This window comes from Paractinoplanes rishiriensis (assembly GCF_016862375.1).
Taxonomy (GTDB): domain Bacteria; phylum Actinomycetota; class Actinomycetes; order Mycobacteriales; family Micromonosporaceae; genus Actinoplanes; species Actinoplanes rishiriensis.
Window position 1 is genome coordinate 1 of record NZ_BOMV01000121.1, and the last position, 19440, is coordinate 19440.

Consider the following 19440-nt stretch of genomic DNA (forward strand, 5'->3'; position numbering starts at 1 on the left):
CCACTGTGTGGATTCCGGCCGTCAGAAATAAGGGGCAGCTACCACAACATCAACTCACTCAATTGCCGCCGATCGGGCACGGCAGCTGTGGCACGCCGTCACACTCGGTCGTCGATCGGCGTCTTGGCTCTCGGACATGTCGGCCTGCCTCCGCCCGCTCGGTCGACAACGGCATCGGCATTCCGCTGCACCGCCGGCATCCGGGCCGGTTCGTGTGGATCGCGCAGGACAACATCCGGCGGAACCATCATGGACGAGGACGGCCCCGCTCAGCGACCCCTGACGGTCGACATGATCGATCGCTGCGCACGACTGGCGCTCGCCGGCGGGGCGCGCCGTCACCCTGACGCTGGAGCCCTATCCCTAACTGCGGCGGCGTTCACGAACCTTGACCGATGACGAACCGTAGCCCTGCGATTACCCTAGATGGGCGCTCGAGGATCAGCATCCCCGGAGGCAACGGCTATGGCCCCACCTCGGTTGTCCGGCCCCCAGCAGCGGGAGCTGCAGGAGGCGCTCGCGGCCATCTTCGACCGCGACCAATTAGAACAATTCCTCCTGTACCGATTGAATATCAGACTCGAGGACATCTCTCCCAAGGCCGACAACCTCCAGAGCAGTCTGTTCCGTGTCCTGGAGCACGCGAAACGGCGGCTGTGGTGGCGTGACCTGGTGGTCGAGGCGCGCAATGAGTTGCCGGAGGACGCGGGCCTCATCATGTTCGCCCAGCGGGTCGGCCTCGCCCCCGCCGTGACCATCGTCGGGGACCACACGACCGGCACCCCATCCCCGCGGCAGCTCCAGCTCCAGATCCGCGAGGCCGGGAGCACGCTGGACTTCAGCCAGTACCTGCGACGCGCGGGTGCCGTCGAGGGGCGGGTCTGCCGGGTCGAGTACCCGAGGGGCGAGGCGCACGGCACCGGTTTCCTCGTCGGACCAACCACCGCGATCACGAACTACCACGTCATGGAGCACGTCCTGCGGGGGCGCATCGATCCGCGGCACGTCGTGCTGCGATTCGACTATCGGACAGACTCCGACGGCGTCACGGTCCGCGACGGCACCGTGTACAGGATGGCCGCCGACTGGCTAGTCGACGCCAGCCCGTACAGCCCGGCAGACCTGACCTCCGGATCCCAAGCACAGCCGGCACCCGACGAACTCGACTACGTGATCATGCGGGTCGACGGGACCCCCGGCCACGATCCGATCGGCGGCGAGACCGACGACCCGAGGCCACCGAGGACGCGCCGGGGCTGGATCGAGATCCCGGCCAGGGAGCACGACTTCGACCGCGACCCCGCGCTGAACATCGTCCAGCATCCCGAGGGCCGCCCGATCCAGATCGCGCTCGACACCCATGCGGTTATCGGCCGCGACCCGACCGGTATCCGGATCCGGTACACCACGACCACCGCACCAGGCTCCTCCGGCTCACCCTGCTTCAGCCTGAACTGGCAGTGGGTCGCGCTGCACCACAGCGGCGACCCCAAGTACTGGCAGGGCGGCCCCGCCTCCTACAACCAGGGGATCCCCGTGACGGCGATCCGCGACCTGGCCGTGGCGCGGGGCGCGGACTGGGCCCTCGGCGGATGACCGGGACCGGGAATGACGAGCACACACCGACCCCGGATCCCGGGCCCGCAGCGTGACCGGATCGAGCGGGCGATCCGCGAGCACTTCGACGACGCCGAACTGTCCCGGCTGGTGGCCTTTCTCGGCCAGCGCTACCGCGACTACGTCGGCCCCGGCCTCGGCCTCGAGGAGGCGGTCCATCGGGTGGTCGAGGTGGCCCACCGGCGCGGTTGGCTATTCGACCTGCTGGAGCAGGCGGCCCGCGAGCGACAGGGGCCGCAGTTCCCCTTCAGACAGATCATCGAGCACCTGACCAAGCTGCGACCGGACCACCTCGTGGTCCTCGTGGCCGACACCCCAGGCGGCGAGCTAATCGCCGCCGACGCCCGGCGCAGGCTCGCCGACCTGCCCGTGACACTGCAACCCTGGCCGAGCGGCGACGGACCGCCCGATCAGGCCCGCGCCGTGATCGACGCGTCCGACGTGGTGATTGTCGCTATGGTCGCAGCCCACGGTTGGCTCTGCCGGTACGTCCTGGACCGGGCCGCCGCCACCGCATCCGACGTCGTCGCGCTGCTCGCCCGGGACGACATGGCCGACACGCTGCCCTCCCACGTCACGACCATCCGCATCACCGGCGGCACCAGCGAGGGCTGGGACGAACTCGAGCGCCACCTAGACCTCCTCGCCTCCCCCGAAGGGCTGCTGCGCGCCCTGCACGCCCGGCGGGACCGGCTCGCGGCGCTGCTGGCCGGCGCAGGCGGCGAGCAGCCGCGGTACGAGGCGGAGATCCGCGACGTCGAGTCGCGCATCGACCTGCAGCAGCGGCGCGTCCGCGACCCGGTCGGAGCGCGCCGGGACTCTCTGGAGGTGATCGAGCAGACTCGGCGGCAGGAGCGGGAACCCGACCAACCCAGGGCGATGGCCACCCGGATCCCCACGGTCAACGCACCCCCGCCAGAGCCGCCGGCGTTCCAGGACCGCGACGACGAGCGCATCCTGGTCGAGCAGTCGCTGCTGGATCCCGCCGTTCGGCTCGTCGCGCTCACCGGCCGGGACGGCGTCGGCAAGACCGGCCTCGTGTCCCGGCTGTGGAACAGCCTGTTCAACCCCGACACCCCGGTCGCCGTCGACGGCCTGGCGTACCTCCCCGTCCACGGCTTCCTGCCGGTCACACCCATGGCCCTGCTGCGGGCGCTGCTGTGGGCACTGCCCGGCGACGCCGCGAACCGCCTCGACGAGCGGCTGCGGCTGCCGGTCCCGCTCGTGGAAAAGGTCGACGAGGTGCTGGCTGAGCTCGGTGACCGGACCGTCGTCGTAGTCATCGACAACGTCGAGGCGCTGCTCGACGACGCCGGCGCCCTGCGGGACCCCGGCCTGCAAGGCCTCGTCAGTCACCTCGTCCGCCACCCCGTTCCCGCAGTCCGGCTGGTGCTGGTGAGCCAACGGCCACCCGCCCACCTCCTCGGGTCGCTGCCGGAGCACGCCATCCGGGCCGAGCCGCTGCGCGGGTTGCAGCGCGACGAGGCCCACCGGTTGCTGTGCGCGCTCGACACCGAAGAGGTCTTCGCCTTCGAGGGGGCGTCCGACCACGAGAAGGACCGGCTGCACCGGCTGACCGGGGGCACGCCCCGCGCGCTCGAGTTGGCCTACGCCGTCCTGCGTTCCCGGCCCGAAGCCACCCTCGCCAGGCTGCTCGACGAGATCGACCAGCGAGCCGGGTCCGACGTCGTGCGCTTCCTGTTCGACGAGATCTTCCGCGAGCTCACCCGCGACCAGCAACGCGTAGTGCAGGCCTTAGCCGCGTACGCGAGACCGGTCGAGGCGGGCGCCGTGGACGATCTCCTCCAGTACTACCTCGGCGGTACCGCGAGCAGGACGCTCCTCGAGTCGCTCCACGAGCGGCGCTTCATCCGGCGCGACGGCAATCGTTACTACCTGCCCTACCACCCCGACGGCTGGTGGGTGTTGCAGCAGCTGCCGCCGGGAGGCCCCGAGGACCGCGAGCCCCCCTACCGGCTGACCAGAACCGCGCTGTGGTATCTCGCCGCCGAGCACTTCGCCGGCGTACGCAAGCCCGAGGACGCGGTGACCGACATCGGCGACCTCGCCGCACGGTTCGACGAGATCGACCTTCGCATCCGGGGCGGCGAGTACGACCTGGCGCAGGAGCTCATCGAGGACCTCGACACCGGGTACCTCAACCGGTGGGGATACAGCGACGCAACGATCCCGATGCTCGACGATCTCGCGCCGGACGTGGCCGGGGACCGCAACCGCACGGTGCGGTTGCTGTCCCGGCTCGCCGAGGCGCACCGCCAGCGGGAGCGGGCCGAGCAGTCGATCGCCTGCATCGACCGAGCCGTGACCCTGCTGCGCTGGCGGGACGCGGACCCCCGCGCGGTACTCGACATCCAGCGCGGGGCGGCGCTGGCCGACCTGGGCCGGCTCTCCGAGGCCACGGCGTCTTACCGGCGGGCCTGGTGGCGCTCCATCTGGTTCAACGACGACGAGCAGACCGCAGCGGTGCACAGCGGCCTGATGTCCTGCCTCGGCCGTGCCGGCCGGTTCGCCGCGGCACTGCGTCACCGCGACCGGGCGGTACGTCTGCTGCGCGGGCACGCCGAAACCGCCCTGGCCGTGGGATCCCGCCTCCGGCTCAACGCCTGCTGGATCCAGAGCCAACTCGGCCGGCACGGCCCCGCCTGGGAGGAGCTGTGGGCCGCCCTTGCCATGTCCGGCGACCTGCACCATCACCTGATCCGGGGACGGGCCCTGGTACTCCAGGCGCAGCTACTCCTCGACGAGGGCGGGTACGCGGCCGCCGTCGAGGTCGCCGAGATCGCCGCGGACCTCGGCGTACAGGCCGACAACGGTCGGCTGTGCCGGGCCGCCAAGGAGATCCTCACGCTCGCCCGGTTGTGCGTCGACGACCTGAACGGGGCGGCGGAGGCCGTCGACGTACCCGGCCGGTCCAACGGCGACCTGCTCGGCCTCGGCCTGCGGGGCATCGTCGCGTACCGGCGTGGCGACAGCGGAACCGCGCGGGCCGCGTTCGAGGTGGCCGACGCGCAGGCCCGTGCCCGCCGCGTCACCGAGGCCCGCGACTTCCAGGTCCTCGACTGGCACGGCCTAGTGCTTACCGGCTGGGCGCTGGTCGACCGCGACCAGCGCGACCGGCACCTGGCCGCGGCCGAGGAAGCGTTTTACGGCGCCAGGAGGCTGGCCCCGGACGGCCACGGCGCGGTCCTGCGCACCATGCAGCTGCTCAACCAGATGGCCTTCGACGCCGACCCGGCGCTCGTCGACCGGGTACGAGCCGCGGCCGGCGGCATCACCGGATCGTGACCACCCCAGGACGATCGTCACAATCACCAGGATCAAGACCACGGCCAGGATCGCCAGCCAGCTCGGACCGCGGCGTCTAGGCGGCCCCACCCATTTGGACTGCGAGTCGTAATGCCAGTTCAGCATGCCCGGTCTCCGATCACGCCACCGTGCCGGCTCTCGTTCAAGGGCTTCCCCTTCGACGCTAGGAAACCCGTGCCGGGCAGGTCCATGACGCACCAGACCGGGCAGAACACCGCCACAACGCGGCGGTCGCGGCTGGCGACCCAACCCCTGACAGATCGGCGGGCGGTGCGTGAGGATCGGCGGACGATCGTTTACCTCCTCCGTCCCCTCCTCACCGGAAGGCTTGGCCGCTGATGTTTGTCCGGGTCGCCGTCTCCGATCCGCTCCCCGTCTTCCGCCGGGGGATCCTCGCGTGCCTGCCGGAGGCCGGGTTCGAGTCCCCGACCCGGGAGGAACTTCTGCGCTGGGCGCGCACCGCGGAACGCCGCGTCGTGCTGCTCAGCGTGCAGGTGCCCGAGGACTGGCAGCTGATGGCGGACCTCTGCCGGGAACCCGGCGACGTCCTCGTCGTGGCCCTGCTAAGCGAGCCAACCGTCCCGGCGTACGTGCGAGCGCTCGCCGCTGGCGCGGCCGCGGCGGTATCCCGGGACGCCACCCCGGCCGAGGTCCGGGAGGCGTTCGAGGCGGCGCTCGACGGACGGGTGACCCTCCCGATAGCGGTGGTGCGGGCGATGACGTCCCCGGGTGGCTCCGGCGAGACGACCGTCCTCGACGACCGCCCCGCGGCGACCGAGATTGAGTGGCTCCGGCACCTGGCGGGCGGCGCGACCGTCGCCCAGTTGGCCGCTCACGCCGGGTACTCCGAACGGATGATGTTCCGGCTGCTGCGCGAGCTGTACACCAGATTGGGCGTGGGCGGCCGGACCGAGGCATTGATGCGCGCCCGCGACCGCGATTGGATCTGACACCATGGCAGGTGAGCATTGCCGACTTTCCTTCCCCGAGGAGGTTCCGCCATGTCTCACCCGAACAACGACGGGGCCGAGATGGTTCGTCGCCTGGTGGTCTCGCGGTCGGTGGCCCAGCGCAGCGGGGTCCCGCTCGAGTCCGTCGGGCCGGCCGAGGTCGACGGCGTCGGCCCCGATGCCGGTGCCGTGGTCGACCGGGTGGCCGCGGCCCTCGAGCGGGCCGAGCACACCGGGCTGCCGGAGGCCGCCGGGGATCGCGCGGCGTTCTGGCAGGCACGCGAGATCGTCCTGCACGAGACCAGGCAGGTCTGCGCCAAGCTCGACGAAGACCCGGACGCGCCGCTCGACGATGACGACCTGCTCGCCCTCGAGGCGATCATCCGGATCGACGGCAGCCGCCCGTGCCTGCCGATTAGGGGTGGCAGCTTCGACCCGGTGCACCCGTTCGCCGGCGTCTGGTCGTCCACTCTCGCCGCCGTGCAGCCTCGCCTGTACCACCACATCGCCGCGGTGGGCCGAATCGAGCCGGAGGGGGCCACGGCGGACACGTACTTCGGCACCGGTTGGGTGGTTGATAGCGCCCGGGGACTGGTTCTCACCAACTGGCATGTCGTGGACGGAATGTGCAGGAGCAAGCCGCCCCGGGTCGTCGTCGACCACCACCGCCACCGAGTGGTCGGCAATGTCTTCGTCGACTTCGTCTGCGAGTCCGCGAGCACTGCGACCAACCGCTTCCAGGTGGTCGACATCCGGGTGCCGGGCCCAGCCGGGAGCGCGTCGCGACGGCTGGACGCGGCCGTGCTCATCGTCGAGCCGGCCACACCGACCAGCCGGATGCCCACCGCCATCCCCTTACGGGCCGACCTGGACGGACCGCGCGGCCTCCACCGGTCGCTGTGCGCGGTCGGGTTCCCGGGCTGGAGCCAGCTGACCAGCGGGAGAGGCCGGAAGGTGAACTGGAAGGCGGTCTACGCGGGAACCTTCGGCGACGCTATGGGCGTCAAGCACCTCTCACCGGGGAGGGTCCACACCCCGATCCCGGCCTCGCACGCGTGCGGCCGCGCGGGCGCCTTCGGGCACGACCTCACCACCATGCACGGCAGCTCCGGATCCCCGATCATCGCCTGGCTGCAGGCCGTCCCGACCGCGTTCGGCCTGCATTTTGGCGGCGAGAACACCGGTGACATGGCGTCCTCCAACTACGCGCATGCGTTCTCCGAGGCCGCCGACGCGTTCCGGGCACTCGGCGTACTGGTCGAGTGAAGCTGCGCCCAACCCGCGAACGGCGCCGCCGCTCCGACGGGCGATGGTCAGCTGGCGCACCACCATCGGCCACACGCTGTCGTGCAGGTACGACAGCATCTGCTCCCGCCGCCGCACCAACCCTGGATCGGCGAACGCCTCGGCGGCCAACCCCGAACTCGGCGTAAAACCCCAGCCCATCAGTCTCGTCATAGATCAACGCCACGTTTGGCCTCGACCTTTGGGGTGTACGAAGGATCTTGGGCAGCTCCGCTCGGCTGAGAGGATGTGGTGCTCACCGACGACCAACGCCGCCACGCGGCATAGCAATAACCCGAGGACCTGTCCAAGATCCTTGACACAGACATCGTTCCCGGTCCGCGTCGGATGGTGGCCGTTGGATCCCGCACTCCCAGATCCGGGCGCGATTACCCGACCAGCGCAGCGAGCCCGCCCGCCGGCGTCTGCCCGGCGTCCTCTTCCGCGATCCGTACCTCAGGTACTCACGTCAGCCGACGTGAGGGCGGAGTTCAACGACCAAGATCAACTTACTCTCGTAGCCGCGAACCGCTCGCTACTGATGGTGACGGGCGGCCGTGTGGGTAGTTCGGATGTGTCGTGAGTTTGCGCTTCGCGGCCTGCTCGCCGACCGTTGATCGGTAGGTGTTTGGACCTTGGCTGGCAGAGACTGGCGGGACGGGTGGAGTCCGAGTCGGTAGCATCCAGGCATGCAGCCGCGACGGCATCGGATGCGTAAGCAGCAACGCCGTGATTCTGCCCGGGAGTGGATCGGTTCCGGTGCGACGATCACTGTGAAGAGCTACGCGAAGCGGTACGGCGTCGACCGGTATACCGCGTACGACGACCTCACGGCGCTCGGTGTCACGCTGCCCGCCTCGGCCGGGCTGTGGGCGCAGCGCCCACCGTCGATCCGGCGACCGGCGGCCGAACGCGACGCTGGCCCGGTCGACAACTCGTGGATCATGCTGGACGGGCGACCGTTCTTCGTCGCGGGTTTCACCCCGTACGGCATCTACGAAGATGAGATGCAGCCGTGCGGCGACGTCTGGTTCTGAGGCCGCCGGGATCCGGTTCGTCGAGGATGGCGGCGTGAGCCGCCGCGGACGCCTGCATCATCTGGAACTGTGGATGGACGACGCCACCAGCGACCACGGACCGTGGCCCTGGTTGCTGCAACGACTGGGCTACACCCTGGACAGCACCTGGGCGACCGGCCGCAGTTGGGCCAACGGCGACGCCTGCATCGTGCTCGAATCCGGCGACCACCACGTCCGGGGCCACCAGGACCGGCTACGCAGCGGCATGAATCACCTCGCTCTGTGGGCCGGTACTCGCGACCAGGTCGACGCCGTGGCCGCCGAGGCGGTCCAGCACGGCTGGACCTTGATGTTCCCCGATCGGCACCCCTACGCCGGCGGCCCGGACAGCTACGCGGCCTACCTCGAAGACACCTGCGGCTTCGAGGTCGAACTCGTTGCGCAGGACATGACCTCATCCTGACGCACATCCGGGGGGTGGGCGCCCGCCGGCCGTTGAAGGGTACGAGTCCTGTCCGGGTTGGTGCGATGACCGCAGTGTTGCGGTCCGGGGTTGCCCGCAGGGTCCGGGCCGGGCGGGGTCTGGCTGGGCTTGCGGTCACTTGTTCTCGGCGGTCTCTTGCTTCTTGTATCGGCTGACCCACCCCTGTGCTGTGTGGCGTGGTACGCCGTAGTGGTCGGCGATCGCCGCGGTGGCGCCGGCCTGCCGGTACACGGCAGCGAAGTCGTCCGGCATCTTGCGGTACACCCGTTCGGTGCTCTTGGCTGCCGGCGCGGCGGCTGCGGCAGTGGCGCGCTTGCCGGCCGTCTTGCTCGGGGCGGGCTTTGCCGGGGCCGGTTGGTTACGGCCGCGGCGGGTGCCGCTCGGCCGCGGCTTGTCATTCTCGGCAGGCCGGGCGCCGGCGGGCCTGCGGCCCGCGCGTTTGGCCGGTGCCGCGGCCGAGGTGTTCGGGGCGGGGTCGCCGGTCGCCGCTTCGGGTGTCGTGGCCGCAGCGGTGGCCGATGGCTCGTCGGCGTCGGCGGGTGACGGATGCGGTGCTGTCTCGGGCGCCGGCGTGGGTGTCGCGGTGATCGCGGCCGGCGCGGTGGAGCCGGTGACGGCCTGCAGGAGCAGGCCGACGTCCACGCTGGGCATCTGCCCGCTGGTCAGGCCGGCCGGGGCGTGCAGGTGCACGCTGGTGATCCGTGCCTGGCCGGTGGTGGTGTCCACAGTCAGGGTGGTGCTGTTCCCGCTGTCGTCGTTGGGGGTGATGGTGATGGTGTACGAGTCCATGGTGTCCCTCACGGTCGTGGTGCCGTATCCGCCGACAGCCCGGTCGACCTTCAAGAGGGGTGCCCGGACCTGCGCCGACGGTTGACATGAAGATCGCCAATGTATCCCGGGCCGCGCGAACCCCGGCCCGCCAGCCCCGCCAGAAGACCACCTGCACCCAAGACCGACGCCTGCGGCGTCGGCCACCAGGGAGATGCCCGCGGGGTGCCCTCGTGCGCCGCCGTCCGAAGCGCGACGGCTTCTGCGGGCGATCAGCCGCCGGCACGAACCGTCCCTCGATCACCATGACGGTGGGTAGCCGGAGAAGGGGTATCCAGACACGCGAACATGCCGATGTGAGGACACCGGCCAAGAATAAACAGCATAAATCTTGGTAACGATGTTCCTCCGGGAATTCAGAGAGGTAAATAGCCGCAGCCTCAGCCGGAGAGATCCTCTTGGAGTGCCAGAAGTACCCGAAGATAAGGGTCGGTCTTTGATAGGCCCTTCTTCAGGGTCTCCAACTCTCGCGCAATGAGCTCCTGCGCCTTACCGGCGGTGATCACGGGTCAGCACGGGGCGGGCAAGTCCGCAAGTGCTCGCCCGCACCGTCCATCACCTCCAGTCCGCCGGGACGGGCCGCGGGGGCAGCGCACGCCCGCACGGCGGCTCTGGCCGATGTGGCGCAGCGATCGCCAAGGCCGCCCAACTCGGCGGTATGCCGTCGCCGGCGGATCTGATCACCCGCGCTGCGGAGAAACGGTCCGAGGTCACGGTGCTGGCGGTCGCGGTCGAGGCCACCGACGAGGCCGGCGCCACGCAGGACCTTCCCAAGGCGCTTCTCGACCGCACCCCGGAGACGGCACGGGAGGCGACCGAGGCATGAATCGGCGAGCGTTCACAGCTAGAGTTAGCCCTGTCAAACACTCCGGCGGCCGGGGGTGTGTTGTGGGTTCCTACTTGCAGTCCTTCAGCGACGAGGGCGGAGCAAGTCTCGCCCTGGGGCGGGCAGCCGCAGGAGCGCTTGCCGATCTGCTCGATCCGGAGCACGTGCCGCTGAACGAGTTGGTGGATCTTGTCGAGGGTCTCGACGCCAACCATCCCGGGCAGGCGCTTTTCGAGGCCGTCACGTCCAACGAGCCCCTGAACGTCGACGTGGTCCGGGCCTTTCTTGTGCTGTTTCTGCGTACGTGGGACGACGGCGGCCGTACCAGTCTGCTTAACGTCTGGCGTCTCCCTCCGCTGGTGGGTGAGGAGGCGGCCAGTGAGCAACTCCGAACGGCTTTTGAAGCCGCCGCAGACCTGGCGGCACTGGGCACGCCGCTCCTTGAGGACGCCGACCTGCCCACCTTGTGCGAGCGGATGGACCGGCTTGCGGCGGACGGTCAGGTCGCCGGCCACGGCATGGGCGCGGCCGCCCTGTGGCTGCCCGCCGCGCAGCTCATGCCGGACGACCTCCTGGGCGCCGGTTACGCGTTTCATGCGGCCGAGGCGGCGTCGCGCGCCGGCGAACCGGAGGTCCTCGCCGTCGCGGCTTCGATCCGCGCGACGCGGCTGCTTCGCGCCGTGGACCGGAATGATGGACCGTCGCTGGTTTTGCTCTTCGATGCTGTGGACTCTGCGCTCCGTCACCTGGCTGCATGCGAACGGCCGGACGAGGACGCATACGGGCAGTTGGCCGTCGCGTTTCGGACTGCTCCCGCGGTCCAGTCCCTTATGCCGATGATGCTAGCCGTCTTCGCCGTCGTTCAGCAGAGTGAGGCTTCGTACCCGATTGAGCTGGTCAGACCGATGTGGACGCTGTCGCTCCAATCCATGATCGAGGAACTTTCGTCGACGGTGCTGGACACGATCCCAGCAGAGATTGCCCGTGAACGTCTGGGCGCCGACGTCGTCGACGACTCGTTCGCCCTGGCGAGCTGGGCCACTTGGTCGTTCGACCACCCCTACTATCGCCGCGCCGTCCCGCACGGAGCGTCGATGGAGCGGGAGCGCGATGTCGACATCTCCATGCTTGTCCTACGGCACGAGTCCACCCACGTTCTCTCTATGGTCGGCGGTCTCGGGCTCGCAGTGATGGCACTGCGCGCCGCGGTCGTCGAGCTGGAGCTGGATCTGTGGGCGTTCTATCAGCGGAGCACCGCACAGGAATTCGCTGACAGTGGTGTGGCCGCGCTCGGTGAGCCGAACCCGCCCACCATCGCCATCGCCTCGTGGCAGACTGACCTGCTCGCTAAGATTCAGGTTTTGCAGGACGTCTGGAATCCTTGGTTCGAGGGCATCGCAGTGTTCAGCGAGCTTGCGGACGATCCGACCGCCGACGACGACGACACGATTGTCGGCGACCTCATGACCCAACTGATCGACCGGCCCCCCGAGAGCGCAAGCGTGGAGGAACGCCGCGCCGCCCTCGCCGCGACGCGGTTGGCGTTCGAGCGGCAATTCGTCTCGATCCAGGAGCGGCTGGGACCGGAGCGGCTGCAGTACTACTACTGGGAGACGGCGGGCCCTAAATACGTTGGCGGCTATCTCGCCGTGCGCGCCGTCGTGGCCTCGTGGCGGGCGAGGGCCGGTCCGATGTCAGGGCACGCGGCGATGCGGCATCTACTGCATCTCACCCGGTTCGCCACCAGCGACTCGGCCGTACCCGCCCTGTCTTTGCCGCCGGACGAGTTCGCCGATGCCGCTGTCGAGGCGATGCTGTCCTGGGTCCGTGGAGTTGCGAATATCGACGCCGGCCACCTGCGGTTCGCGGAGGAGTCCCCGGGTTCATTCCGCTGGGTCGGACTGCGCCCGTTGAAGGGCGCCGGCAGTCTCGACGAGGCCACCACGACGGTCGATGTTCTCTACCGGGAGCGGATGGATGAGGCGCTGCAGCCGGCTATGGCGGTGGGCCGGCCGGCGACGCTCACTCTCGCCGAGGAACTGCTCGAAGCATGGTCCAGCGTCATGACGGTGATGCCGATCGGTCGCGCGACCGCTAGGTTCTGGGTCAACCGGACAACCCAGCATCTCGTTTATCTGGTACGCGTCACGGAGCACCGGTACGACACGGGCGAGCCGAGCTACGACGTCGGCAGCGTGCCTCTGGAGGAAGACGAGATAGCAGGCTTAGAGATCGCGATGGTCGATCATCCCTTCGATCGGCTGACAGTCTTCCGTTTTGTAGATCTCGCAAGTGGGATCCCCGATCGTCAAGCCGCGATGAATGTCATCGTCTTCAAGCTCGGCGACTGGATTCACGTCCAGCTGCGTGGATGGCAGTTCGGGACGTCCGAGGTTACACGGAGTTTGGAGTACTCCGTCCGTACCCGGCTCGTGCCGCCGACGGCTGTCCGCATGGAGGCGGCCCTGATCGACGCCGGCGAGGGAGCCGCGAGCCGGACCGCGGTCTGGCTCAACGGGCACGAGGTAGGTGCCGCGGCTGCCCGGGTCCGCGACCATGACGGGTCCGCCCGCGAGCGGGACACGAGCCGCCGACTGGTTGAACTGGTTCTCCGTGACTCGGAACTCGCTGAGAAGCTTCTGGACAAAGGGCTGCGCGCCCTTGTCCCGTACGAAGTGCGGTTACGCTCGGCCGCATACCGGGTGCTCCACGCCAGTGGTCGTGAGCCAGCACCGGCCGCAGACCTTGACCTGGCCGAAGACCACCCGCTCCTGGCGCTGCTCGCCTGCGGCGCAGGAGGTTGGGACGTCGTCCCGATCACCGAGCGATCCGATGAGGAGCCGGCATGAGCACCGTTGCCCTAATTCTCCGGCAAGACTTCGAGCAGGCGGTCGATGCCGCCCGAGCCGTCGGCGGTGGTGAGGAACACGTGCCAGGCCTCGCCACGTCATTGGACTCTGCTTTGACGGCCAGGGTGCGCGCCGTCTGGGACGGTATCGAGGCCGCCCTGCGCGCTGCGTTCGAGTACGGGCGAGAGAAGGCCAACCCCCTGGTCAAAACCGCCATCACCGAAGCGGAATCGCTGGTGGCGTCCGCCGGACACCGCGCGGCCGACGTGCAGCAGACAATTCTCGTCAAGCTCAGCGAGTACGTGGTCCGGCTGACGGACGCCGCGCTGTCGCGGGTACGGACCGAACTGATACTCGGCGGGGTCACCTGGCGACTGAGCGGCGTCGAGCTGGCCCAGAAGATCTCCCTGACCGGCGCCCTCTCGACCAATATCACCAGCCTGGCGACTATGACCTCCGGCGGCGAGTTGACAGTGAACGCCCAGTACACCGTCGGCAAGTGATCCGTCTTCCGGCAACTTGACCTACCGCAACTGCCCGGTCGCGACCACGCACACGAAACTACGAGCCGAGTCGTTCACCGAGATGAACGTGTGTTGTTATGACCGATCAAGGGCCTCCCGGACCGGGGCTTCGCCGCGAGACTCGCCGGGCTCAACCTTCCAGCGGGGAACTGCCATGAAGCCGGACTACTTCCCCACGGCGGCGGACCAGGAGGACTCGACCAGCGTCGACCGCTGCGGCGACCGGCGGGCGATCATCATCGGCGGCTTCCATGATTCAGCCGATCAGCAGGCTATCCATGATCGACAGCCGCCCAGAGGGGTGCAGTTTTGGGATGTATCCGGCCACCAAGATTACCCTGCAACTCGATCACGTTTGCGCAGCTCAACCGCGGAGTCCGACCGCCATTTCGTCCGCGCCTCGGACCTGCACATGGGTCCGCGCCTCGTAGGCACGCCACGGCCGGTACGTCCACGGGTACCGCGCCCGCAGCGCGAACCAGTCGTCCGGGACCGGCCGCACCTCGATCCGGCCGGCGACGATCTGTTCCGGCCGTGGCGATCGCAGCACCGGGTTCGTCCTGAACTTCCACTCCCGCAGCGTGCAGCTCATGACCTGACCGCTGACCGGGTCCGGTTCATTGGACAGCGTGAGGTGGACCGTGCATGGCACGTACACCGTCGGATCTGCGGGTGTGTCTTGATCCATCCAGCGCCAAGGGTCGGCGTCGAGCCACGGACGATGCACAGGGTCCAGCATGGCATCCACACCGCGAGCCTGGCCACCACCCGTCGCGTCGGCGTCACGTCCGGAAAATTCCTGGGATCCGGGTGCAACCCCGCTCGCGGCTGCGCATTCCACAAACAGCCTCAACACCACCCGGCCACCCCTACCGACGGTGACCGCGTCGATGTATGTGGAGGGACGCACGGTGGGCGCGGCACGCGCGTTGTGCTTCGGTCCGCTCTCAGTGCTAGGGACGAACACGACGATGCCATGGGATTGGTCGACCGACTCGACACGCCAACCGGCTGCGCGCCACGCCAGCGCCTCCACCTTCGAGTCGTTCGCCCACCACGCCCTGTGAGTTCGCGCCGAGGGCGGAAGCGGCCGATAGCTCGTGGCACGACAAGATCGACTGCACTGTTCTGCCGCTGTCATCGGGCGGCGGCGCGGAGGACCGGGCGCGGAATGCGTACCCTGCGCGAGGTGCAGATCGACCTGGTTGCCCTGATCGTTGACGAGTACGACCCGGCCATCGCCTTCTTCACCGGCGTACTCGGCTTTGACCTGGTCGAGGACTCGCCGTCATTCACCAACGACGGCCGGCCGAAAGGCTGGGTGGTCGTCCGCCCTTCCGGTGCACAGACCGGACTTCTCCTTGCTCGCGCCGACGGCGAACACCAGAGCGCGGCCGTCGGTCATCAGGCAGCCGGACGAGTCGGGTTCTTTCTTCGCGTCGATGACTTCGACGCCACGTATCGGAGAATGACCACGGCCGGCGTCACCTTCATGCGCCCTCCGCGAACCGAACCTTACGGTCGCATCGCTGTCTTCCTCGACATCGCCGGAAACCGGTGGGACCTCCTCGGAACTGTCCAAGCCGAGGAAGACGCGGCGGGCGCCCAGGTTCACTGATCCGCCACCCATCGGCAGCCACGGAGCGTGACGGCTGGCGCGGCAGCTCGGCTCCCGGACATGGCCGATGAGACGACGCGTTGACGGGTCAGGCGCGGATTCCCCGCGTGGCTTCCATCAACGCCGTGCGTACGGGTTCATGGGCGAGCGTAGGTAACTCCTCCGTCTGGAACCAGCGGATCTCGTCATGTTCCTCGGGAGCGGCGTTTGTCGGTGTCCCCTTCCACTCGCTGACGATCCAGGCGCTCAAGCGCACGGATTCCTCGGCGTGGCCCATATCCAGGCGGCACAGGTGGACCGCCGAGCCTGTTGCTATCTGCACGCCCAGTTCCTCGTGCACCTCCCTGGCGAGCGCAGCCAACTCCGTCTCGCCGGCATCGATGTGTCCTCCGGCCAGATCCCACACGTTCGGGTAAGCATGTTTGTTCGGACTTCGGTGGACGAGCAGGACTTGACCTTCGCGAACCAGCGCTGCTGTGACGATCTCAGGCATGGGCGGGATTTTGGCACGACCCCTCCGACAAGAACGTCCGAAACTGCCGCTGGTACTGCTCGGTCTTCGGCGCGTCTCCGGTGTCGGCCGCTGGTCACCGCTGTCGTGTCGTCCTCCCAGCAATGTGAACTGCCGAAGTGCTGGTTCACCGGCCGGTACGTCGCGAGCCGGGTCGTCGACCGTTACGCGCAGGCCGGGAACCGCGGGGTCGGGTCGATTGATCAGCCGGTCCCTCAACCGCACCGGGGCTGGAGAACGACACCGTAGGCGCTGCGGGACGCGACGACGTCGGTGGCGGCCAGTGCGACGCCGTGATCTGGGCCCCGGTGACCGGCAGGGCGGGCGAAATCTGCTCGAGCAGGTGCTGCGCCATAGTGGCGTCGATCTCGACGTTGGCGCCGAGGCGAACGTCGGCCGCGGTCGCCAGGTCCCAGACGTCGTCGCTGGTGAACGCATCAGCTGCGAGAGTATTCAGCCGCCGCGCGAACTCCTGGACATTGATCAATCTGCAGTCCCATCATCGGATTGTCGATGATCCACCGTAACCCGCCTCCGGCCGGCGGTCCCTACGCCTACCCTGCGGGGCCACTGGTCGACTACCGGTGTGCCGTCCCCGGCCACTGGTAGACGAAGGCCGCCGCCGGGAGTTCATCGTGGGCGAGCAACCGAACCAGCTCGTCGAGTAGCCCGTTCAAGTCCTCCAGATCGGCCAACTCATAAGTCTTGTTGACGACGCGGTCGTCGGTCAGGCGCACGGTGCAGAGATCAGCCTCGCCGCTGATCCATATCGTGATCTCCACCAGCCACGCAGCGGACTCGAACTCAACGCCCGCGACGGCCCTTCCGTGGTTCGGATGCACCGGCCGCTGACGCTGACGCAAGCCGAGCGCCGCCCATGCAGACGCCCGGTCCTGGATCACCGACGGCAGTTCCTCAAGAGGAAAGGTCACGGCGGTGATGATCCTTCCCCGCGGCGCCCTACGCATCCTGATTTAACCCGCGAACCGATAGATACGCAGCGTGACGACCGGCTCAGCGGCTCGGCTCACGGACATGCCGATGATAATGCGCGGAGTCCGGTCGAGAATTTCTCGACCGAATTGCAGTCCGATTCAGCTTCTATGCCACTTATTGTAATCTGGCGGGATCTGATCGGCCGTCGTTACTCCCATACGAGGATGTCGCTGCTGACTGGTGCGATGGTGGAGTTTGGGGTGAGTCCGGTGACGTCGATGCTGTATGCGCCGGGAGGTAGGCCTTCGATGGATGTCGTGGTGGGTGTGCCGTCGCGGGGTCGGGTTATTCGTGAGTCGGTTATTTTGCGGTTTTCGGTGGTGACGGTAATGCGGACGGGTTGGGGATCGTCGCCGGTGATCGCCACGCTGACGGGCAGGGCCTCGCCGGCGAGGATGAGGTCCGGGGCGTCGACGCGGAGCGCGGTCGTGTGGGGCGCGCGGACGGTGATGGGGCTGGCGGTGAGGATGCCGTGGATTTCGTCGAGGACGGCGTTGTTGCGTTGTAGGTTGCCGTGCTGGTCGGGGACGCGGCGTAGCAGTGGGCTGTTCATCGGGACGTCGGGTCTAGTGGCGGCGACGATCGGGACGGTGGCGTCGCCGTAGAGGTCTTCTGCTCCGTACGTGTTGCGCAGTTCGACGCGGGAACCGGTCAGGTGAGCGGTGGTCGCGGTCGGTTGGTGAATCCCGACGATGGCATGGGTGTCGGCCAGGCTGGCTCGGCGGTCGGCTTCCGCCTCGGCGAGTAACGTGTGGAAACGTGCGCCGTCGGCGATCTTGCCGGCGGGGAGCTCCGGTAGAGAAATCTCGGTCGTATTGGCGAGGCCGCCGGGCTGTTCGATGCAGGCGTATTCGGGTAGGAGTTGGTACATCGACGGCATGCTGCGGACGAGGTCGGTCAGGTCGACGCCGAGTCGGCCGATGCCCTTGTGGGCGCCGTTGATCATTTGTTCGAGGGCTTTGGCGGACCCGCGGTACGGGGTGCCGATGGTGATGAGTTTTCTGGTTGTTTCCGCACCGCCGCATTGCTCGATGTACCAGCGGGCGACCAGGCCGCCCATCGAGTGGCAGACGAAGGAGACCTTCGCGTCGGTGTAGGCGCCGCCCTGTTCCCGCCAGCGTTGCAGGGCCGGTTCGACGATGCGGGCGAGGCGTCGGCCGTTGTAGCGGTTGGACAGCCGCCAGTCGTACGCGATCGGCAGGAGGTTGCCGGGTGGCGCGCCGGGGTCGTGGCTTGATTCGCGGTAGCCGATGGAACGCAGCCGGGCAAGGAGCCGGTCGTATCCCTTGATCGGGGTCCAGATGCCGGGCAGCACGTGGACGTCGGGCATGAGGCCGACGGGTTTGACGTTGTCGCCGGGGTGTTCGTCGCCGAGCCCGTCCGGCAGTTGCAGGTCGCGGATGTTGCGGCCGAAGGTGCGGATCGCGCGTAGCGCGGAGCCGGCTGACGGTGCCCAGACAAGGGCGTCGCGGTGGCGCAGTGTGCTGCCGAGAATGCCGGGCAGCACGACGACGAGGTCGGTGGGCGTGGTCATGCCGGGGCTCCTGGCGGCTGGTCCGGTGTGGTGAGAACGGCGATGAGGCTGAGAGCGGCGGGATGCCGGCGGCCGATGCGCGCGAGCTGGTTGATCCAGGTGGCGGTTTGGTCGGGGGCGAGTTGGCGTGCCTGGGTGAGGGTTTGCGCCGCTTCGTCGAGATCGTCGGCGCAAGCGGCGGCGACGGCGCTGTAGAAGTCCGCGGTGGCTGCCGCTTCGTCTGTTTCTGCGCTGGTGCGGGCGAGGAAGGCGACGGCGTCGAGGGTGGTCCAGTCCGGGCTTTCCGCGATCGTGGCCATCAGATCGGCGAACTTCTCTGGATGCATCAGGGCATCCAGGGCGGGTTCTGCGGCGCCGATGTGGGCCAGCGCGAGGATGGCGTCGGCGCGGTCGGCGGCGTTGTCGGCCTGTTCGGCGAGCGTTTCGCGGACGGTGTCGGTGAGCAGGTCGTCGCGGTGTTCGGCGAGCATGGCGGCTTGGGTGGGCGGGTCGGCGGCGGCGAACTCGGCGGCGAGGCCGGCCAGCAGCAGTGGTTGGTAGGCCGCGGCGGTGCCATGGGCGCGGGCGTTGTCGCGCAGCGTGAGATACCGCTCGGCGGTCTGCTCGCTGACGGTGAGGACGGCTTCGGTGATGGCGCTGTTCGCGGCTGGTGTGAGCAGCTCGGGGTGGGCTTTGAGGAAGTCGTGTTCGTCGCGATAGGTTGGTGTGTCGATCCATGCGTGGGCCACGTTGAGCAGGGCCATATCGAGGGTCAGCCAGTCCGGTGGTGTTCCGGCTGCGGCGGTCCAGGCGTGGTCGAAACGGTCGGGGTCGGCATTCCGGTGCCTGCGTGCCTGGTCGTGCAGGCTAGCGAGCATCGGCCGGTCGCCATCGGCGTGACGGAGCGCGGTGGTCACCCATCCGATCGCCTGCGGCGTCCCCGGATCAGCCGCAGCCGTCCGAGCCAGCAAGAGGAGCGCGGCGTTCGAGGGCGTCGCTTCGGCCAGGACGGTACGCCAGAGCGTTTCAATATCGGCGTGCCTGCCGACCTCGCTGTAGCGGTTGCCGAGGTTGTTCAACGTGCTGGCCAGGTT

The 19440-nt window shown here is 68.6% G+C and carries 16 protein-coding genes; 10 read left to right on the plus strand and 6 right to left on the minus strand.

From position 1 onward, the window contains the following. The first annotated feature begins 465 nt into the window (after positions 1-465). The 6 genes from Ari01nite_RS47675 to Ari01nite_RS47700 all read left to right on the plus strand — a co-directional run bounded on the left by Ari01nite_RS47675 (position 466) and on the right by Ari01nite_RS47700 (position 8660). Positions 466-1596 (plus strand): trypsin-like peptidase domain-containing protein, encoded by a 1131-nt coding sequence (locus Ari01nite_RS47675; protein WP_203791186.1) that lies wholly within the window; start codon positions 466-468, stop codon positions 1594-1596. Between the two features lie 12 nt (positions 1597-1608). Further along, positions 1609-4923 carry an effector-associated domain EAD1-containing protein gene (locus Ari01nite_RS47680; RefSeq protein ID WP_203791188.1) on the plus strand — a complete coding sequence of 1105 codons (3315 nt, stop codon included), beginning with the start codon at positions 1609-1611 and terminating at the stop codon, positions 4921-4923. A gap of 359 nt (positions 4924-5282) precedes the next feature. After that, a complete protein-coding gene (locus Ari01nite_RS47685) occupies positions 5283-5894 on the plus strand; it encodes a helix-turn-helix domain-containing protein (protein ID WP_203791189.1) in 612 nt (203 codons plus the stop codon). Between the two features lie 51 nt (positions 5895-5945). Further along, positions 5946-7160 carry a trypsin-like serine peptidase gene (locus tag Ari01nite_RS47690; protein WP_203791190.1) on the plus strand — a complete coding sequence of 405 codons (1215 nt, stop codon included), beginning with the start codon at positions 5946-5948 and terminating at the stop codon, positions 7158-7160. 707 nt (positions 7161-7867) lie between these two features. Then, on the plus strand, positions 7868-8215 hold the full coding sequence (locus Ari01nite_RS47695; protein WP_203791191.1) for a hypothetical protein: 348 nt from the start codon (positions 7868-7870) through the stop codon (positions 8213-8215). Between the two features lie 34 nt (positions 8216-8249). After that, a complete protein-coding gene (locus Ari01nite_RS47700) occupies positions 8250-8660 on the plus strand; it encodes a VOC family protein (protein WP_239163660.1) in 411 nt (136 codons plus the stop codon). 135 nt (positions 8661-8795) lie between these two features. Here the strand turns inward: Ari01nite_RS47700 and Ari01nite_RS47705 are convergent, their stop codons facing one another. Further along, positions 8796-9482: a hypothetical protein gene (locus Ari01nite_RS47705; RefSeq protein WP_203791192.1), complete on the minus strand. Its 687-nt coding sequence runs from the start codon at positions 9480-9482 to the stop codon at positions 8796-8798. A 685-nt stretch (positions 9483-10167) separates the two neighbouring features. Here Ari01nite_RS47705 and Ari01nite_RS47710 point away from each other — a divergent pair. The 3 genes from Ari01nite_RS47710 to Ari01nite_RS47720 all read left to right on the plus strand — a co-directional run bounded on the left by Ari01nite_RS47710 (position 10168) and on the right by Ari01nite_RS47720 (position 13687). Then, complete coding sequence (locus Ari01nite_RS47710) at positions 10168-10335, plus strand: hypothetical protein (protein WP_203791193.1); 168 nt, start codon at positions 10168-10170, stop codon at positions 10333-10335. 74 nt (positions 10336-10409) lie between these two features. Next, complete coding sequence (locus Ari01nite_RS47715; RefSeq protein ID WP_203791194.1) at positions 10410-13184, plus strand: hypothetical protein; 2775 nt, start codon at positions 10410-10412, stop codon at positions 13182-13184. Continuing rightward, complete coding sequence (locus Ari01nite_RS47720; RefSeq protein ID WP_203791196.1) at positions 13181-13687, plus strand: hypothetical protein; 507 nt, start codon at positions 13181-13183, stop codon at positions 13685-13687. Before Ari01nite_RS47715 ends, Ari01nite_RS47720 begins: the two co-directional genes overlap by 4 nt. Before the next feature lie 385 nt (positions 13688-14072). Here the strand turns inward: Ari01nite_RS47720 and Ari01nite_RS47725 are convergent, their stop codons facing one another. Continuing rightward, positions 14073-14849, minus strand: coding sequence for a DUF7662 domain-containing protein (locus Ari01nite_RS47725; RefSeq protein WP_438872309.1), 777 nt, complete (start codon positions 14847-14849; stop codon positions 14073-14075). A gap of 48 nt (positions 14850-14897) precedes the next feature. On the opposite strand from Ari01nite_RS47725, the gene Ari01nite_RS47730 reads away from it, so the two are divergent. Further along, positions 14898-15326, plus strand: a complete 429-nt coding sequence (locus Ari01nite_RS47730; protein WP_239163661.1) for a VOC family protein — start codon at positions 14898-14900, stop codon at positions 15324-15326. An 88-nt stretch (positions 15327-15414) separates the two neighbouring features. Here Ari01nite_RS47730 and Ari01nite_RS47735 read toward each other — a convergent pair whose 3' ends face one another. The 4 genes from Ari01nite_RS47735 to Ari01nite_RS47750 form a co-directional block, all read right to left on the minus strand. Next, the gene (locus tag Ari01nite_RS47735) at positions 15415-15819 is read right to left on the minus strand and encodes an NUDIX domain-containing protein (RefSeq protein ID WP_203791199.1); all 405 of its coding nucleotides are present in this window, start codon (positions 15817-15819) and stop codon (positions 15415-15417) included. Between the two features lie 596 nt (positions 15820-16415). Continuing rightward, positions 16416-16769, minus strand: a complete 354-nt coding sequence (locus tag Ari01nite_RS47740) for a hypothetical protein (RefSeq protein ID WP_203791200.1) — start codon at positions 16767-16769, stop codon at positions 16416-16418. 212 nt (positions 16770-16981) lie between these two features. Continuing rightward, the gene (locus Ari01nite_RS47745; RefSeq protein ID WP_203791201.1) at positions 16982-18367 is read right to left on the minus strand and encodes an esterase/lipase family protein; all 1386 of its coding nucleotides are present in this window, start codon (positions 18365-18367) and stop codon (positions 16982-16984) included. Then, on the minus strand, positions 18364-19440 hold a 1077-nt coding region (locus tag Ari01nite_RS47750; RefSeq protein WP_203791203.1), incomplete at its 5' end, for a hypothetical protein. The genes Ari01nite_RS47750 and Ari01nite_RS47745, both read right to left, overlap by 4 nt.

Bases quoted from the DNA above. Each gene is read 5' to 3' on its own strand.
- Ari01nite_RS47725 (WP_438872309.1), bottom strand. From the start codon at position 14,849: ATGACAGCGGCAGAACAGTGCAGTCGATCTTGTCGTGCCACGAGCTAT.
- Ari01nite_RS47710 (WP_203791193.1), top strand. From the start codon at position 10,168: ATGCCGTCGCCGGCGGATCTGATCACCCGCGCTGCGGAGAAACGGTCC.
- Ari01nite_RS47690 (WP_203791190.1), top strand. From the start codon at position 5,946: ATGTCTCACCCGAACAACGACGGGGCCGAGATGGTTCGTCGCCTGGTG.
- Ari01nite_RS47675 (WP_203791186.1), top strand. From the start codon at position 466: ATGGCCCCACCTCGGTTGTCCGGCCCCCAGCAGCGGGAGCTGCAGGAG.
- Ari01nite_RS47680 (WP_203791188.1), top strand. From the start codon at position 1,609: ATGACGAGCACACACCGACCCCGGATCCCGGGCCCGCAGCGTGACCGG.
- Ari01nite_RS47695 (WP_203791191.1), top strand. From the start codon at position 7,868: ATGCAGCCGCGACGGCATCGGATGCGTAAGCAGCAACGCCGTGATTCT.
- Ari01nite_RS47685 (WP_203791189.1), top strand. From the start codon at position 5,283: ATGTTTGTCCGGGTCGCCGTCTCCGATCCGCTCCCCGTCTTCCGCCGG.
- Ari01nite_RS47745 (WP_203791201.1), bottom strand. From the start codon at position 18,367: ATGACCACGCCCACCGACCTCGTCGTCGTGCTGCCCGGCATTCTCGGC.
- Ari01nite_RS47735 (WP_203791199.1), bottom strand. From the start codon at position 15,819: ATGCCTGAGATCGTCACAGCAGCGCTGGTTCGCGAAGGTCAAGTCCTG.
- Ari01nite_RS47720 (WP_203791196.1), top strand. From the start codon at position 13,181: ATGAGCACCGTTGCCCTAATTCTCCGGCAAGACTTCGAGCAGGCGGTC.